The organism is Streptomyces cadmiisoli (assembly GCF_003261055.1).
GTDB lineage: Bacteria > Actinomycetota > Actinomycetes > Streptomycetales > Streptomycetaceae > Streptomyces > Streptomyces cadmiisoli.
The window spans coordinates 1,999,551-2,016,402 of the sequence record NZ_CP030073.1 but is presented as its reverse complement, the minus strand read 5'-3'; the positions used below and the strand labels follow the sequence as shown (position 1 = coordinate 2,016,402).

Annotated in this window: 16 protein-coding genes and 1 pseudogene; 6 read left to right on the top strand and 11 right to left on the bottom strand. The window is 74.0% G+C overall.

The annotated features are described in order from the left end of the window. Positions 1-25: 25 nt before the first annotated feature. From DN051_RS08365 to DN051_RS08355, 3 genes are all read right to left on the bottom strand, one after another. Entirely contained in the window at positions 26-466 is a 441-nt protein-coding gene (locus tag DN051_RS08365; RefSeq protein WP_053762464.1) for a Fur family transcriptional regulator, read from the bottom strand. Between the two features lie 427 nt (positions 467-893). Next, positions 894-1,313: a TOBE domain-containing protein gene (locus tag DN051_RS08360; protein WP_053762465.1), complete on the bottom strand. Its 420-nt coding sequence runs from the start codon at positions 1,311-1,313 to the stop codon at positions 894-896. A 167-nt stretch (positions 1,314-1,480) separates the two neighbouring features. Beyond that, positions 1,481-2,239, bottom strand: a complete 759-nt coding sequence (locus tag DN051_RS08355) for a YqjF family protein (protein ID WP_053762466.1) — start codon at positions 2,237-2,239, stop codon at positions 1,481-1,483. A 384-nt stretch (positions 2,240-2,623) separates the two neighbouring features. Here DN051_RS08355 and DN051_RS08350 point away from each other — a divergent pair, with 384 nt between their 5' ends. Beyond that, positions 2,624-3,316, top strand: coding sequence for a hypothetical protein (locus DN051_RS08350; RefSeq protein WP_079001669.1), 693 nt, complete (start codon positions 2,624-2,626; stop codon positions 3,314-3,316). Positions 3,317-3,495: 179 nt separating this feature from the next. Further along, positions 3,496-4,140: a sigma-70 family RNA polymerase sigma factor gene (locus tag DN051_RS08345; RefSeq protein ID WP_053762468.1), complete on the top strand. Its 645-nt coding sequence runs from the start codon at positions 3,496-3,498 to the stop codon at positions 4,138-4,140. 222 nt (positions 4,141-4,362) lie between these two features. Here the strand turns inward: DN051_RS08345 and DN051_RS08340 are convergent, their stop codons facing one another. From DN051_RS08340 to DN051_RS08325, 4 genes are read right to left on the bottom strand one after another with little or no spacing between them, the layout of a single operon-like run. Continuing rightward, complete coding sequence (locus DN051_RS08340; protein WP_053762469.1) at positions 4,363-4,890, bottom strand: NUDIX hydrolase family protein; 528 nt, start codon at positions 4,888-4,890, stop codon at positions 4,363-4,365. A gap of 24 nt (positions 4,891-4,914) precedes the next feature. Further along, a complete protein-coding gene (locus tag DN051_RS08335; protein WP_053762470.1) occupies positions 4,915-6,057 on the bottom strand; it encodes an amidohydrolase family protein in 1,143 nt (380 codons plus the stop codon). Position 6,058: 1 nt separating this feature from the next. Continuing rightward, positions 6,059-7,462 carry a glutamine synthetase family protein gene (locus DN051_RS08330; RefSeq protein ID WP_112438407.1) on the bottom strand — a complete coding sequence of 468 codons (1,404 nt, stop codon included), beginning with the start codon at positions 7,460-7,462 and terminating at the stop codon, positions 6,059-6,061. A 40-nt stretch (positions 7,463-7,502) separates the two neighbouring features. Continuing rightward, positions 7,503-8,315, bottom strand: a complete 813-nt coding sequence (locus DN051_RS08325) for an SAM-dependent methyltransferase (RefSeq protein ID WP_053762472.1) — start codon at positions 8,313-8,315, stop codon at positions 7,503-7,505. A 194-nt stretch (positions 8,316-8,509) separates the two neighbouring features. On the opposite strand from DN051_RS08325, the gene DN051_RS08320 reads away from it, so the two are divergent. Further along, positions 8,510-9,382: a Cof-type HAD-IIB family hydrolase gene (locus tag DN051_RS08320; protein WP_053762473.1), complete on the top strand. Its 873-nt coding sequence runs from the start codon at positions 8,510-8,512 to the stop codon at positions 9,380-9,382. 20 nt (positions 9,383-9,402) lie between these two features. Here DN051_RS08320 and DN051_RS08315 read toward each other — a convergent pair whose 3' ends face one another. Beyond that, entirely contained in the window at positions 9,403-10,713 is a 1,311-nt protein-coding gene (locus tag DN051_RS08315; protein ID WP_053762474.1) for a serine/threonine-protein kinase, read from the bottom strand. A gap of 474 nt (positions 10,714-11,187) precedes the next feature. Between DN051_RS08315 and DN051_RS08310 the strand changes: the two genes are divergently transcribed. After that, on the top strand, positions 11,188-12,447 hold the full coding sequence (locus DN051_RS08310; protein ID WP_112438406.1) for an amidohydrolase: 1,260 nt from the start codon (positions 11,188-11,190) through the stop codon (positions 12,445-12,447). A 27-nt stretch (positions 12,448-12,474) separates the two neighbouring features. Here the strand turns inward: DN051_RS08310 and DN051_RS08305 are convergent. Both DN051_RS08305 and DN051_RS08300 read right to left on the bottom strand, forming a co-directional pair. Continuing rightward, positions 12,475-12,956 (bottom strand): annotated as a pseudogene (locus DN051_RS08305) (Dps family protein). Beyond that, the gene (locus DN051_RS08300) at positions 12,953-13,219 is read right to left on the bottom strand and encodes a WhiB family transcriptional regulator (RefSeq protein ID WP_053762599.1); all 267 of its coding nucleotides are present in this window, start codon (positions 13,217-13,219) and stop codon (positions 12,953-12,955) included. Before DN051_RS08300 ends, DN051_RS08305 begins: the two are co-directional and overlap by 4 nt. Before the next feature lie 279 nt (positions 13,220-13,498). On the opposite strand from DN051_RS08300, the gene DN051_RS08295 reads away from it, so the two are divergent. Then, positions 13,499-14,686, top strand: coding sequence for a thiolase family protein (locus DN051_RS08295; protein WP_053762476.1), 1,188 nt, complete (start codon positions 13,499-13,501; stop codon positions 14,684-14,686). A 155-nt stretch (positions 14,687-14,841) separates the two neighbouring features. Next, positions 14,842-15,615 carry a sulfite exporter TauE/SafE family protein gene (locus DN051_RS08290; RefSeq protein WP_112438405.1) on the top strand — a complete coding sequence of 258 codons (774 nt, stop codon included), beginning with the start codon at positions 14,842-14,844 and terminating at the stop codon, positions 15,613-15,615. A gap of 63 nt (positions 15,616-15,678) precedes the next feature. Here the strand turns inward: DN051_RS08290 and DN051_RS08285 are convergent, their stop codons facing one another. Next, entirely contained in the window at positions 15,679-16,527 is an 849-nt protein-coding gene (locus DN051_RS08285; RefSeq protein WP_053762478.1) for an HAD-IIA family hydrolase, read from the bottom strand. Positions 16,528-16,852: the final 325 nt, after the last annotated feature.

Below are 16,852 nucleotides of genomic sequence, written 5' to 3'. Positions count from 1 at the left end.
TTCCGGACTTGGTGGATCTCGGTGCTCAGGAACTGCGGCGGGTGGAACAGTCGGGGCACAGGCCCCAGTAGATGACCTCGGCCTCGTCGATCGAGAAGCCGCGGTCGTCGGAAGCCGACAGACAGGGGGCATCGCCGCGCGCGCAGTCGACATCGGCGACGACACCGCACGTACGGCAGATGAGGTGGTGGTGGTTGTCCCCGACGCGTCCCTCGAACCGGGCCGGGCTGCCGGCCGGTTCGATACGGCGGACGAGTCCCGCCGCGGTGAGCGCGTGGAGGGCCTCGTAGACGGCCTGGAGGGAGACGTGGCCGACGCGATCGCGCACCCCGGAGGCGATGGCCTCGGCGTCGAGGTGGTCACCGGCCCGGACGGTCTCCAGCAGGGCCACACGGGCGGCCGTCACCCGCAGGCCCGCACCGCGCAGCTCCTCGGCGGCGGTGCTCGGAGGCCGGGATGAGGTCATGGCGCCGAACCTACCCTCAAGAAGACGAACGATTCAAGAAAAGGAATGGTTCTAATCTTGTGCCGTTTCGGGTAACCGGCGGTGGCGCGCCGTGTCGCGGTGCCGCGCGTGGCGCGACCGGCCGCCGGCACCGGGCCGCCGGCCGAGGCGAAGGCGCCGAGGCGCGCGCGGGCAGGTCCGTCGCGGCGGGCGGCGGCAGCCGGGGCGCGGCACTTCTCCAACGGCGCCCGGAGCCGGGGGGTTCCGCACCGGCGTGGCGTCCGGCCCACGGTCCGCGTGCCCGGCGCGCGGCGGCCGGCGACCGACCGGTTCCGCCGGGCGCCTCGTCGCGGCGACCGGCACCGGCAGGCCCCGCTGCGTGCCCCGCGATGGCCCGGAGCGACGCGTGACGGCCCGTCATGTGCCGCGGCGGCCGGCCGGCGCCCGGTCAGCCGACCGCGAGGGCGACCTCGGTCGCCTTGATCAGCGCGGTGACGGAGGAGCCCGCCGCCAGGCCGAGGTCGTCGACGGCCTCCTTGGTGACCGCGGAGGTCAGCACGCCGCCTTCCGTCACGACCTTCACGGAGGCCATGACACCGCCCGTGGTGATCTCCCGCACGGTGCCCGGCAGCCGGTTGCGGATCGACAGGCCGTTGACGCGGCCGGTGGCCAGGGAGACCTCCGTGGACTTGACCAGGGCGCGCACCGCGGACCCCTCGGCGAGACCGAGGTCCCGCACCGCTTCCAGAGTGATCGCCGCGGTGACGTCCGGTCCACCGGCGAGCCGGACGGTGACGGTCGCCATGGCCTCGCCGGGGACGACGGCGGTGACGGTGCCGGGCAGTTGGTTGCGGATGCTCATGCTCACGACGGAACACCTCGAAAGGGATGTACTTCGCGGATCGGTGACATGCTGCGGCCCTACCGTAGCTCCGCCCGGCCCCGCCGGACGGGTAGGACGACCGCTTCGGCGCTGTTGCCGTCCGGGCGCGTTCCGGTCCGCCACCGGGGACGCCCGCGCGCTCCGCGGGCCGTCTACCCCCGCCGCGCGGCCGGGCGGCCGAACCGCACGCTCACTCCGGGCGAGTACAGCACGCTCACCGGTGCGCCGACCGGCCGGGGCAGTCCCGCCGCGGTCACCAGGTCCTCCTCGCAGGTGAGGAGTTCGGCGCGGTGCAGGGGCCAGCGCGGGTGGGTGTTCGGGACGTGCACGGGCCGGCCGAGGACACGGGTGTGCATGCCCCAGCGGGCGGTCAGGAAGTGCTCCAACTCCGTCGGCCGCGCGATGGGTTCACCGACCCGCAGGGCGATCCTGCTGCCGGCGCCCCGCTGCCCGGGCAGCCGCCGGGCACTGGAGTACGTCAGGACCGTGCCGTCGCGGCGGACGGCCATCCTGGACCAGACGTAGGGGAGCCGGAAGCCGACCCGGCCGATCGCCACCGGGATCAGCCGGGAGGCGTCCAGCGAGCGGAAGACCACGCCGCGGCGTCCGTGGCTGTCCACCGAGTAGAGCCGCACGTTGGTCTCCGGGAAGCTCCCCAGGTACGGCACACCGGGCAGCCGCAGCCAGCCGACCCGGTGCATCCGGAAGGCCACCAGACCGACGTAGGTCACACCGTCCAGGGTGTCAGGCACGCATCCGGCGGGCAGCAGCGGCGCGACGTCCGCGGGATCGGCGGCCCAGTGCAGGAACGCCAGGTCGAGCCAGGACTGCGTGAGCAGCGGGCGGTGAGTCGAGCCGGGCGGATCCGCGGTCACCGGCTCCGGCGCGGGGGCGGGCGGCGTGAGTGACACGGTACGAGCATGCCAGAAGGGCTGTTCCGGTCCCTCGGCGTGGCTGCGGGGCCGCGACCGCCCGCCGGCCGTGCCGCGCGGCACCCCTGTGCCGTACGTCCGCGCGGGTGCACCGCTCACGGCTGCCGCGCGGCGCGAGCTGCATACGTCCGGTTTCGGCCATCCTGTGAAGGTGATCGCCGCGGAGGTCACCGCGTCGGCGACCGACCGGCATCGCGCCGACGCCGTCGTCTCCAGCCCCGTCGCAGGAGTCGGGCGGAACAGGAGCCCGGTTCCGGCACATCCGTATGGCCCTTGTCACAGGGACCGGATTGAGTCGCGGGCACCGCGGATTTTCGTACCGACGGGTGACGAACGGACGCCGGATGCAAGGATGAGGCGGTCATGACTGCTGGGTGGTGTTCTCGCACGGTACGGGCCGCGGTGTTCGCGGCCGTGTGCGTGCTGCTCGCCGCCCTGGGCCACGTGCTGATGTCCGGCCGCCACGTCCCCTGGTGGGCGCTGGCCGGCGGCGCGGTCGCGACGGCCGCCGCCGGATGGTGTCTGGCGGGCCGGGAACGCGGGCTGCCGCTGATCGTGGCCGTCGTGGTCGCCGCCCAGACGGCACTGCACTCGGCGTTCTCCGTCGCGCAGTCGATGACCGGCGGACAGCACCCCGCACCTTCGGAGACGGGGGCGGCGCAGCACGACATGTCCACCCACATGTCCGGCATGCACATGGGGTCGCCGGGCGCGGGCGCGATGCCCATGCACTCGATGGACGCCGTGGACCTGGGCCACAGCGCCGGCCATGTCATGGACGGCTCGTCCTCGTCCGGGATGTTCGCCGCCCACCTGCTGGCGGCTCTGCTGGCCGGCCTGTGGCTCGCGCACGGCGAGCGGGCCGTGTTCCGCATTCTGCGCGCCGTGGCCGGATGGCTCGCGGCGCCGCTGCGGCTGCCGCTGGTGGTGCCCGCGCCACCGCACCGTCCGCGTCCTCGGCCGCGGCGACGCGGCCCGACGCGCGTTCCGCGCCTGCTCCTTCTCGTTCACGCGATCACCTCGCGGGGCCCGCCCCTGGGGACCGCTGTCGCCTGACGACAGCCGGTTTCCCGAGGCAGCCCCGATGCGCCTCGGGCCGTGGTCGTACGCCCGCGCGGGCTCGGAGACGCCCGCCGGGTCCGGTACGGCCCGTATCCCCACTCGCCGGAACCCGCGTCGCCGCGCGCTCTCGTGTGCGCCGTGCCGGGCTCCCGGAAGACCGAGAAGGACATCAGGTGATCACTCCTGCCCTGCCCGCCTCGCACGAGAAGCGACGTGAGACGTCGCGCACCGGAACCGAGGACCACGGGACCCGGACCGCCGACGAATCGATCACCGCCTGGGCGCTGGCCGCCCGGAGCGGCGACCCCGACGCCGTCGAGCACTTCGTGCGCGCCCTGCACCGCGACGTGCTGCGCTACGTCGCCCATCTGTGCGCCGACCCCCAGGCCGTGGACGACCTGGCGCAGGACACGTTCCTGCGCGCGCTCGGCAGCCTGCACCGGTTCGAGGGCCGCTCCTCCGCCCGTGCCTGGCTGCTGTCCATCGCCCGCCGCGCGGTGATCGACAGTTACCGGTACGCCTCGGCCCGCCCGCGGCTGAGCGACGTGGCGGACTGGCGGCTGGCCGTGGAACTGGCCCAGCCGCGTGACCTGCCCGGCTTCGACGACGGCATCGCCCTGCTGGACCTGTTGGCGGCGCTGCCCGAGGAGCGCCGGGAGGCGTTCGTCCTCACCCAGATGCTCGGGCTGCCGTACGCCGAGGTCGCCGAGCTGAGCGACTGCCCGGTCGGGACGGTGCGGTCCCGGGTAAACCGGGCCCGTGCCGCGCTCATCGAGCTGCTGGACGCGGCGGACGAGCCGGCCATGATGGCCGCCTGAGCGGGCCGATCGACAGGCCGGCCGGTCGAGTCGAGCTGTCGACGGATCGATTCGTCGACAGCTCGACCGCCCGGTCTGCCGAAGCCGGCCGCGGCCGACGCGGGCGGTGCAGGCGTCCGTCGTGCGAGCGTCCGCCGTGCAGGCGGCCGTGGGTGCCCCTGCGCCGGCCCCCGGGCACGACGGTGCCGGGCGGCGCAGCCGCCCGGTGCGCGCCGCGGTCCGTCAGAGCGCGAGACCCACGTGGGCGAGGGCCTGCTTCAGCAGCACGCCGTGACCGCCCGGCATCTCGCTCTGGACACCCGGCGACGCCGCCTCCTCCGGGCTGAACCACACCAGGTCGAGCGCGTCCTGCCGGGGACGGCAGTCGCCGGTCACCGGGACCACATAGGCCAGGGACACGGCGTGCTGACGCGGGTCGTGGTACGGAGTGACGCCGTGCGTCGGGAAGTACTCCGCGACCGTGAACGGCTGGAGGGAGGCCGGGACGCGGGGCAGCGCCACGGGCCCGAGGTCCTTCTCCAGATGGCGCAACAGGGCGTCACGGACGCGCTCGTGGTGCAGCACGCGGCCGGAGACCAGGGTGCGGCTGACCGTTCCGTCCGGTCCGATGCGCAGCAGCAGTCCGATGCTGGTGACTTCGCCGCTGTCGTCGACGCGCACGGGCACCGCCTCGACGTACAGGATCGGCATGCGGGCGCGTGCCATCTCGAGGTCGTCGGTCGTCAGCCAACCGGGCGTGGTCTCGGTCATGTCAGACATTGCTTGATCATACTTTCAGGTCGTGTCGGAAAACCGGTAGACCCGGCATGCGTTGTCCCGCCCGGCCCACCGCGCGATGCGCAGGGCGTCCGGCAGGCTCAGTTCGTCGGCGTCGACCCGCTCCCGCAGCAGTGCGGCCAGACCCTGCCGGAAGGCCAGCGCGCCCAGTCGGAAGAACTCGGCGACACCATAGGCGTCGGAGCTGTACAGCAGTTTGCGGAACGGGGTGATCTCCATCGCCTCGGCGAGGACCGCCCCGGCCCGGCCCGGGCCGACGTGGTGCAGGGTGAGGCCGACGTCGAGGTACACCTGCTCGAACACCGCCGCCAGATACGCGGCCTGGCGCTGGTACGGCCAGCAGTGCAGCAGCAGGACCGGGATCGTGCCCGCGGTCAGATGCAGCCAGTCGGTCAGACGGGCCGGGTCCGCGCGGTGCAGCCGGATGTCGTTGTCCCCGAACCCGGTGTGCAGTTGGAGGGGGAGCCCGAGGTCGACGGCCGTCCACAGCACATGCCGTACGAGGACGGGATCCGTCAGCCGGCCGCCCCGCGCCAGCCACCGCCGGGCCGCCGCGGCGACCTCGGCGGGCGACGGACGGGCCGGGTCCAGATCGAATCCGGTCCGGTACGCGGCCACCGACTTCACCGCCACGACGCCGGGCGCCGCCACCGCCTCCCGGGCCGCCGCGAGGAACGTCCCGGCGTACTCGTCCGGTTCGACGCCCGCCGCCGCGACCGCCTCGGCGACGCCCTCCAGCCGTACGACCTCGTGCGCGACGGCGCCGCCACCGGCGGCCCGGGCCAGTTCCGCCGGTGTGGTGAGCCGGTCGGGCGCGTACCCCGTGTCGACGCAGAACACCTCCGTGCCCGCCGCGGACAGCATGCGCCGGTTCACCTCCGCCGCGCCCAGCTCGGCCCGGCGGGCCAGGTACTCCTCGGGGGGAGCGTGCCGCGGCAGGTCCAGCAGCGGGGCGCAGTGCCGGCGGACGGCGACACCGACGGGGCTGTCGAAGGCGGAGAAGCCCGGCCACGCCTCGCCCTCGGTGAGCAGCGACTCGAACCGCCGCACCGTCGGATCCGAGGTGACCACGCCGTGGCAGTGGTGGTCCACGAGCGGCAGCGCGGCGAGCGCCTCCTCGACGGGGCCGGTGCCGCCCATGTCAGTACACCCAGCGGTACGCCGCGGCCACCTGGGCGTCGTCGAGACCGGCGACGGCCGCGCACTCCCCGCGCCGCACCGCGACCACGGCGTCGGCCAGCACCGGTCCCAGCGCCTCCCGCAGCCGTTCGTCGCCGGCGAATTCCGTGACCGCCTCGTCCAGCGACACCGGCAGTCTGCGCACGCCCCGGGCCGCGGCCTCCGCCGGGTCCAGCCGCGCCGGGTCGCCGGTGATCTCCTCGGGCAGCGGCGCCGCCGTCGCCAGGCCGTCCAGACCGGCGGCGATGACGCAGCCGAGCGCCAGGTACGGGTTCGCGGCCAGGTCGACCGGCTTGACCTCCAGGTTCGCCGCCCGATCGTGCAGGCCGGCCGTGCCGGTGACGATCCGGACCGCGGTCTCCCGGGTCTCCCGGCCCCAGGCCGCGAACACCCCCGCCCACTGCGACGGTTTGAGCCGCAGATAGCTCGCCGGGCTCGGCGCGGTCACGGCCGTCAGGCCCGGCAGATGGGCGAGGATGCCGGCCGCGAAGGACTCGGCCTCCGCAGTCATGCCGTACCGGCGCACACCCCCGGCGTGCAGGTTCACCCCGGAGCGCCAGGCGGACAGGTGGAGGTGGCCGCCGTTGCCGACGCCCTCGGCGGACACGGCCGGGGCGAAGGAGGCCCGCATTCCGTGCCGTGCGGCCACCGCGCGCACGGTCTGCCGCACCAGCACGCTGCGGTCGGCCGCCGCCACCGGATCCAGCGCGCCCACCGAGATCTCGAACTGCCCCGCCGCGTACTCGGGGTGGACCTGGTCGACCTCCACGCCCTGCGCCGCACAGGACGCCAGCAGGTCGGCCAGGCAGTCGCTCGCCTCGACCTGCCGGGTGGCGCCGTACGCGGGTCCCGTCGCCGCCGGTACGAACCCTCCGTCGGGCGCGGATCCCGTGCCCAGCGACCACTCGATCTCGACGGCGGCCCGGAAGGTGACGCCGTGCCGCCGGGCCGCCTCGGCGACGATCCGGCGCAGGAACGTACGGGAGCAGGCCGGGTGCGGCTCCCCCTCCTGGGTGACGCGGTCCACCGGGGCCCACGCCCAGCCGGGCTGCGCGGCGAGCACGGTGATCCGGTTCAGATCGGGGTAGAGGCGCAGATCGCCGTCGGGCGAGCCGAGCACATCGGTGGTGACGACGGAGTCGTCGGCCAGGAACGTGTCGAACACCGGTGACATGCCGACGCCCCAGGCCGTCGCGGTGGGCAGTCCGGCGGTGGGGACGGTCTTGACCCGGGTGACGCCCGCGGTGTCGACGTAGCTCAGGACGATCCCGTGCACGCCCCGGCCGGACAGTTCGCCGCTGAGCGCGGCGGCCCGCTCGACATCGCCGGGACGGCCGCCGGGGACGGGGTCGGCAGCGATGGTCATACGTCCTCCTGGAGCGGGCTTCGCCGGATGCGGGCCGGTGTCAGGGTTTCACGGCCACCGCGCCGAACTGCGGTACCACGACGGGAGCGTGGAGATCGGCACGCCAGGCGGAGCACGCGACGAGCCCCGGCTCGATCAGCTCCAGCCCGTCGAAGAAGGAGGCGACCTCGTCGCGGCGGCGGGCCGTGATGGGCGGAGTGGCGTTCTCGTTCCAGAACTTCATGGCCGGGATCTGCCCCTCGCCGCCCAGCTCGGCGTCGTCGGTGGGGTGCGTCAGGACCAGGAAACTGCCGGAGGGGACCGCGGCCATCACCCGGCGCGCGATGTCCCGCGCCTTGTCGGTGTCCAGTACGAAGTTCAGGATGCCGAGCATCATGACCGCGACCGGACGGGTCAGGTCCAGGGTGCCCGCGGCGCGTTCGAGGATGGTGTCGGGGTCGTGCACGTCCGCGTCGACGTAGTCGGTGACACCCTGCGCCGTGCCGGTCAGCAGCGTACGGGCGTGCATCAGCACGATGGGGTCGTTGTCGACGTAGACGATCCGCGAATCGGGCGCGATCCGCTGGGCGATCTCATGGGTGTTGTCCGCCGTGGGCAGCCCGGTGCCGATGTCCAGGAACTGCCGCACCCCGCGCTCCTCGGCCAGGAACCGCACCGCCCGGCGCAGGAACTCGCGGTCCGCGCGGGCGATGTCCCGGATCAGCGGGAACATCGAGGCGACATGGTCGCCGACCCGGTGGTCGACCTCGTAGTTGTCCTTGCCGCCGATCCAGTAGTTCCAGACCCGTGCGTTGTGCGCCACACCCGTGTTCAGCCGTGACGTTCCCTCCGCGGGGGTGGGGGCCTCGCTCACGTCTCGTCCTCTCCTCGACCGGACCGCCTTCGTCGTCGTCATTGTGCCGTGATCATGAACACGGCGTCCCGGGAATCGGAGCGGCCGACCCCGTGGAGGCTCCCGACCGCCCCGGTAGGGTGGACAGCCGTTCACGGAAACGTCACGTCGCGCCGCGACGGAACTCCCCGTCCGCCGGCCACAGGAAACAGGACATGCCCTACTCCCACTCGCCCCTGCCCACCGCGTCCGGGCCCGCGGCCACCGCCCCCGTCGACATCAGGCTCGTGGTCACGGACATGGACGGCACCCTGCTGGACGACGACAAACGGGCACCGGACGGACTGTGGGAGGTCCTGGACCGGCTGCGTGAGCGCGGGGTGCACTTCAGTCCCGCGAGCGGCCGCCAGTACGCCACGCTGGCCCGCGAGTTCGCCCCGGCGGCACAGGGGATGGCGTTCATAGCGGAGAACGGCACCTATGTCGTGCGCGACGGTGTGGAGCTGAGCTCGGACACACTGGACCGCGCCGTCGTCACCGAGATCGTCGACGAGGTGCGGCGGCTCGCGGCCGGCGGCGTGGACGTGGGGGCCGTCGTCTGCGGCAAGCGCGCCGCGTACGTGGAGCGGACCGACGAGGCCTTCCTCGCCGAAGTGCGCAGGTACTACGTCGAACACCGGACCGTCGACGACGTCACCGCCGTCGGCGACGACGTCCTGAAGGTCGCCCTCCACGACTTCGGTCCCGTCGAACGGGCCACGGCACCGGCCATGGAGCGCTTCTCCGGCACGCACCAGGTCGTCGTCTCCGGTGAGCACTGGGTCGACGTCATGAACCGCACCGCCAACAAGGGCGCGGCCGTCCGCCGCCTCCAGCGAGAGCTCGGCGTCACGCCCGCGCAGACCCTGGTCTTCGGCGACTACCTCAACGACCTGGAGATGCTCGACACCGCCGAGTGGTCCTTCGCCATGGCCAACGCCCACCCCGAGGTCGTACGCCGGGCCCGGCACCTGGCCCCGTCCAACAACGACGACGGCGTGCTGCGCACGATCACCCGTCTGCTGGGGCTGACCGCCCCCGACGCCTGATCCCGCCGGCCGTCCGGGACTCAGTCGTCGTCGTCCTCGTTGTCGTCGTCGCCGCGCGACCCCCGCTCCTTGTCGTTCCCGCGGGGATCCCGCCGGTCGCCGGGCCGCTCTTCGCCGGTGGACGGGGCCGGTGCCGAGGGCTCCGCGACGACGGCGGGCGTCCGACTCGTGTCCGCCTCGCCGGTGCCCGGCGTCGCGACGGGGCCGGAGGTGCCGGGCGGGTCGTGCTGGGACTTCTCCGTCGAGGTGTTGTCGGGTGAGAACCACGCCATGCCGATGAGCATCGCCGTCACGAACAGCACCACCCCGCCGGCCGCGGCGACCACCCGGGGCCGGTGTCCGACCAGTTCGCGGGCGCCGGGCCGGCCCCGCCGCGCGGCCGGGACGGCGCGGCGTGCGCGCCGGGACGAGGACGGCAGCACATAGGTGGTCGCCGGGCCGGTCCCGGCGTCGGTGCGCGGCGCCACCGGAGCGGGCGCGGGCGCCGGAGTCGGCGCGGCGGGGGGCAGCGGCTCGGGGCGGCCCTGCCATGCGCCGGAGGCGAACCAGTCGGCGACCCGGTCCGCGCCCGGACGGTGCTCGGGCTGCTTGGCCAGCAGGCCGAGCAGATAGCTCTCGAAGGCGGGCGGGACGTCCGCGCCGAGCTGCCGGGGCGGTACGGGGACGGCGTCCAGGTGCTGGTGCAGGATGGCGATCGCGGTGTCGGCCTGGAACGGCGGACGTCCGGTGAGCAGTTGGTAGAGCACGCAGCCCAGCGAGTAGACGTCGCTCGCCGGGCCCGCGGGCTGCCCGAGCGCGCGCTCCGGCGCGAGGTAGAGGCTGGTGCCGACGATCTGGCCGGTGGCGGTGAGCGCGGCGGCCGGATCGTCCAGGAAACGGGCGATGCCGAAGTCGCCGATCTTCAGGGTGCCGTCCGCGTCCAGGAGCAGATTGGCCGGTTTGATGTCGCGGTGGACGATGCCCTGCTGATGGGCGGCGAAGAGGCCGGCGGCGGCGTGCGCGGCGATGCGGGCCACCCGGTCGGCGGGCTGCGGCCCGGACCCGGCGAGCAGGCCGGCCAGGCTGTCGCCGTCGACCAGCTCCATCACCAGGAACAGCCGGCTCTCGTGGTCACCGAAGTCCAGGACGCCCACCACGCAAGGGTGGTGCAGCCGCCCGGCCGTCTGCGCCTCCAGACGGAACCGGGAGACGGCCGTGGGGTCGGAATCCTGGGGGAGCAGCAGCTTGACGGCGACCGGTCTGCCGAGCGTTTCGTCGTACGCCCGCCACACCTCTCCCATCGCGCCTTGCCCGATCCGATCGTGCAGCCGGTACCGGCCCGCTATGAGCACCTGTGTTACATCCTCATGCTGTGTGACGTCTCGACGCCGCCGGCCGCAACTCACCGCGAGTTCGCGGGTGATGGTGGGGGGATGCCGCAGCTGCCACAGCGTACCGGCCGTGGACCCATGGTCATGATCACCGGGTGCGCCGGGACGGCCGCCGACGGGCCGCGCGGGGCGCCGTTCGGGCCGAGGTGACGCCGTGCGAGAGGTCCCTTCGGGGACCTCGCCCGTCGTGCCGGTCATCGCACCGCGCCGGTCACCCCACCGGGTGAACCGGCGCGTGGCCTCGGGCCGGTGGCGCCCCCGCGCGGGCCGGACGGGGCGGGGGCGGGGCCGTCACCGGCAGGGCGGGGCGAGCCGGTCATGGGGCAGGACCGGGCGGGGCGGGGCCGTCGCGGGGCAGGATGGGTACCGCGAGACCCTCACGCTCCCGCACGCGGCGCCCGACCGCGAGCGTGCCGACGACGCAGGAGACGCAGCATGAGCGAGCCCGCCGCCACGGCGCGCCTGACCCGGGACATCACCGCCGGGCTGAAGGCGGACCACCTGTCGGACCTCTACCGGGACCTGCACCGCCATCCCGAGCTCGCCTTCCAGGAGCACCGCACGGCCGCCCGGCTCGCCGCACGGCTGCGCGCGGGCGGCTTCGAGGTGACCGAGGGCGTCGGCCGCACCGGTGTGGTGGGTGTGCTCGCCAACGGGGACGGGCCGGTCGTCTGGCTGCGCGGCGACATGGACGCCCTGCCCGTGCGGGAGGCCACCGGCCTCGAGTACGCCTCCGTGGTGGACGGGGTGATGCACGCCTGCGGGCACGACCTGCACGTCACCTGGCTGATCGGCGCCGCGGAGGCTCTCGCCGCCGGCCGTGGGACCTGGTCGGGCACGCTCGTGGTGGTCGGGCAGCCGGCCGAGGAGTCCGGCGGGGGAGCGGCGGCCATGGTGGCGGACGGGGCGCACGAGCGTTTCCCGCGGCCCGACGTGCTGTTCGGCCAGCACGCCGCGCCGGGTCCGGCCGGCTTCTACCCGCACACCCCCGGCCTGATGATGTCCGCCTCCGACGACATCGACGTCGTCGTGCACGGCCGCGGCGGCCATGGATCGCGCCCGGAGTCGACGGTCGACCCGGTGGTGACCGGCGCGTACATCGTGACCCGGCTCCAGTCGGTCGTCTCCCGGGAGGTCGCGGCGGCCCAGTCGGCGGTGCTGACGGTGGGGCAGTTCCACGCCGGTACGCGGCACAACGTGATCCCCGCCGAGGCGCACCTGGCGCTGAACGTGCGTACGCAGGACCCGCAGGTGCGCGAGCGCGTCCTCGCCGCCGTCCGCCGCGTGGTGACGGGAGAGTGCCGGGCCGCGGGCTGCCCGGAGCCGCCCGAGGTCACGGTGGTGTCGAGCTGTCCGAACACCGTCAACGACGCCGCGCTCGACCGGGAGGTCGCCGCAGTGCACCGCGAACTGTTCGGTACGGACACGGTGTTCGACTTCGGTCCGGCGACGGGCAGCGAGGACTTCTCCCTGCTCGCGCCGAAGGGCGTGCCGTACGACTACTGGTACGTCACCACCACGCCCCCGGGCGTCTGGGAGGCCGCGCCGGGCGACGGGCTGCTGGAACGGCTCGGCAACGTGCCGGGCAACCACAGCCCGCTGTTCGCCCCCGATCCCTCGGTGCTCGTCCCCGGTGTCCTGACCCTGGTGTCGGCCGCGCTGAGCCGGCTGGGCCGAGAACAGGGGACCCCGTAGGCGGGCGGGTGCCGGCCGGGCGCGGTGTCAGGTGCCGCGCGGGAAGTTCTCCGCGTCGAACATCCACCGCTGCTCCTCCAGCTCGGCGGTGATACCGATGAGCAGGTCCTGGGTCACGGGATCGGGCGTCCCGGTCGCCTCGACGCGTGTGCGCAGCCGCCCGACGGCCTCCTCCAGGGCCTCAGCCATCAGCTGGACGACGTCGGCGTCGCGCAGCCGGCCGCTCTTCGGTCCGGGCAGCGAGAACGCGGTACCGACGGTCTCGGGACGGCCGTCCGGCGGGACGCCCGGTGCCGCGGAGCGCTCCGCCACCGTGTCGGCGAAGCCGCGGGCGGCCGAGACCACCTCGTCGAGCTGGAGGTGGACCGAGCGGAACCGCGGACCCAGGACGTTCCGGTGCGCCTGCTTCCCGGTCAGCGACAGCCCGAGGAGGTCCACCAGGTCTCCTGGAGCGCGTCGCAGGCAACGCGGCGCGCGTCGTCGGACAGGGTGTTCCTCATCACGGTCATGGCGTGCTTCTCCTTCTCGTGTCGTACCCGGACGTCCCGGCTGCCCGGAGCAGCCCGGCGCGTTCGTGCTCGTCGGTCCCGCCCCACACACCCGACGTCTGCCCGCTGCGCAGCGCGTAGTGCAGACACTCGGTGACCACCGGGCAGCCGGCGCAGACGCGTTTGGCGGCCGCGATGTCCCGGAGCGCGGGTCCCGTCGTGCCCACGGGGAAGAACAGTTCGGGGTCCTCACCCGTGCAGGCCGCTTGCCGCAACCACTTCATGGCGGCGCGGGTGCCCGGGGCGAACCGGTGCAAACACGGTGACCGGCGCGGCGGTTGTCGACGCCGGACGTCTCGTCGGGGTGGCGGGCCGGCCCCCCTGCCGCCCCGGTGGGCGACACCCGCGCCGCATGGGTGAAGCCGCCCGGGGATCTTCCCAGGGGGCGGTGGGCAGACTATAGTCCAAAACTAGCAGCGCTAATTAACGCTGCCGCGCCGGCCGTCCCGGCGCAGCTCATCGAGCCACGCCGGTGAGTCGGTCAGTCGGTCAGGAGTCCTGTCGTGCGTCCCGTCCACTTCGCGGCCGCCCGCCGCACCCCCATCGGCAAGCTGCGCGGTGCCCTCGCCGGCGTGCGGCCCGACGACCTCGCGGCGCACGTGATCCGCCGACTGGTCGCCGACGTCCCGGCCCTCGCCCCGGACCGCATCGACGACGTCTACTGGGGCGCCGCCAACCAGGCGGGCGAGGACAACCGCAACGTGGCCCGGATGGCCGCCCTGCTCGCCGGACTCCCCGAGACCGTCCCCGGCGCCACGGTCAACCGCCTGTGCGCCTCCGGTCTGGAGGCCGTGACCACCGCCGCCCGCACCATCGCCGCCGGTGATGCCGACGTCGTGCTGGCCGGCGGTTCCGAGTCGATGAGCCGCGCACCGTTCGTGCTGCCCCGCCCCGACGAGGCCCTGCCGCACCGCATGGAGACCGTCGACACCCGGCTCGGCTGGCGGCTGGTCAACCCGGCGATGAAGGACCTGCACGGTCTGCTCTCCATGGGCGAGACCGCGGAGGAGGTCGCCGAGCGGTACGGGATCACACGCGAACGCCAGGACGAGTTCGCGCTGCGCAGCCACCGACGCGCCGCCCTGGCCCGCAAGAACGGCCACTTCGACGACGAGATCCTGCCCGTGGAGCGGCCGGACGGTGTGGTCGTCGACAGCGACGAGTGCGTCCGCGAGGACACCTCCTACGAGAAGCTCGCCCGCCTGAGGCCGGTCTTCCGAGAGGGCGGCACCGTCACCGCGGGCAACGCCTCGCCGATGAACGACGGCGCCGCCGGCCTGCTGCTGGTCGCCGAGGACGTCCTGGAGGAGCTGGGACTGGAGTCGCTGGGCCGGTACGTGGCCGGCGCCTCGGCCGGTGTCCATCCGGACGTCATGGGCATCGGGCCCGTCCCCGCCACCCGCAAGGCGCTGACGCGGGTCGGCTGGAGCGTCGACGACATCGAGGAGGCCGAGTTCAACGAGGCGTTCGCCGCGCAGGCCCTCGCCTGCGTGGACGGCCTCGGCATCGACGCGGACCTGGTCAATCCGAGCGGTGGAGCGATCGCCCTCGGCCACCCGCTGGGCTGCTCGGGCGCGCGCATCCTCACCACGCTGCTGCACCGCATGCGCCGCACGGGCGCGAGCCGAGGGCTCGCGACGATGTGCGTCGGCGTCGGGCAGGGCAGCGCCCTGCTCGTGGAACGGCCCTAAGGCCGCGGGGGGCGACGTTCGCCGACGGGCGAACGTCGCCGGTCAGGGGATCGCGTTCGCCGGGCCGTCCCCGGTCCGCCGCGGCGGGTGCCACGGCCACTCTGCGAGACGGTCCTTACGGCCACCACATGCATGCGCATAGCATCGGTGTCCGCATGGACACGATGACGTTGTGGCACATCACCGGCTGGGAGTTCGTCGCGCTCGCTTTCGCGGCGCTTCTCGTCGGCTTCTCCAAGACCGCCGTGAGCGGGGCGAACACGGTCAGTCTCGCCGTCTTCGCGGCGGTGCTGCCCGCCCGGGCCTCCACCGGCGTACTGCTGCCGATCCTCATCGCCGGGGACGTACTGGCGGTGCTCACCTATCGGCGGCACGCCCACTGGCCCACCCTGTGGCGACTGTTCCCGGCCGTCGCCGCCGGGGTGGTGGTCGGCACGCTGTTCCTGGTGTGGGCCGACGACGAGGTCGTACGGACCTCGATCGGCGCGATCCTGCTGCTGATGGCGGGCGTCACCATGTGGCGCCGGCGCTCGGCCGCGGAGCGGCGGGAACCGGAGCCGGTGACGAGTCGCGCGGGCCGGATCAAGGCCCGTTCGTACGGAGTCCTGGGCGGCTTCACCACGATGGTCGCCAACGCCGGCGGGCCGGTGATGTCGATGTACCTGCTGTCGGCGGGCTTCCGGAAGCTGGGCTTCCTGGGGACGTCGGCGTTCTTCTTCCTGATCGTCAACGTGTCCAAGGTGCCCTTCAGCGCCGGCCTCGGCCTGATCGACAGCCGCTCGCTGCTGCTCGACGCGGCGCTCGTGGTGTTCGTCGTCCCCGGCGCGCTGATCGGCAAGTGGGCCGTGAACCGGATCAACCAGAGGCTGTTCGAGCAACTGGTGATCGCGGCGACCGTGGTGGGCGGCGTCCAACTGCTGCTGCGCTGAACCCGTCGCACGAGTTGCCGCGGCCCCGGCGGCGGTCCGGGACGGCGAGGCGGGCGGGAACGGTCAGACGGGTTTCAGCCCCAGCAGCGCCGGCAGGTCCGCGAAGGAGTCGATCACGTGGTCGGGCGTGCCGCTCGCGGCCTCGTGGGTTCGCGGCAGGTACTTGCCGGTCCGGACGAGCACTCCGGTGATCCCGGTCCGCTGCGCCGCGAGGACGTCGGACTCGATGTCGTCGCCCACCATCACCGCCTCGCCCGCCTCGCCCGCCGCGGCGCCGAGGTGGCCCAGGGCCGCTTCGAAGAAGGCCGGAGACGGCTTGCCGGTGACCTCGGCCTCGGTGCCGGCCGCCGCCTCCAGCCCGGCGAGGAACGCCCCGGAGTCCAGTTGCAGCCCTCGGTCCGTGCGCCAGTACAGGTTGCGGTGCATGGCCACCAGCCGCGCCCCGCGTTGCAGATGCCCGAAGGCGGCGTTCATCGCCTCGTACCCGAACTCGGGTCCGGCGCCGCCGACCACGACGGCGTCCACGGCGGCGTCCGAGGCCGTGTCCGGGGCGGTGTCCGAGTCCGAGGCCGTGTCCGGGGCGTCGAGGCCGACGAGGGTGATGCCGTCGAGGTCCTCCGCGATGTCACCGTGGTTCAGCAGCGCGCAGCGTGCGCGGGGCAGGTGCGCCGTCAGATGCGCGGCGGTCACGGCGGGCGCGGTGAGGATGTCCTCGGCGGCCACCGGGAAGCCCGCCCCGGCGAGCGTCCGGGCGATCGAGGCGCGCGTACGGGACGTCGTGTTGGTCACCAGGGCGACGGGCAGCCCGGCGTCCCGGATCCGGCGAAGGGCCTCGACCGTGCCCGGCAGCGGCTGCCAGGAGACGGTGAGGACACCGTCGATGTCGATGAGGACGGCTCGCACTGAGTCCATGTCAGGACGATAGCCATGGATCCCGCACCCCGGGCGGATCCTCCCGCGACGGGAGCCGTGGCATGGCGCGGCCCGCCGCCTGCGGGCCGGGCGAGGCCGAGCCCGGCCGGGGCCGGCGAGGCGAGGGCCCGTCGGATCCGGCCGTCGGCGCCGGGCGCCGCGCACCGCCGGGGCCGTTGGCGCCCCGCCGTTCCGGGGTCGGAGACGCGGAGCCCTGCCGGCGCCGGGGCTGCCGAGCCAGGTCGGCGCCGCAGACGCCCGGCCCGGCCGGTCCGGCCGTACACACCCGGCACCCCCTCCCGGTTCGCCGGTCCGTACGCTCGAC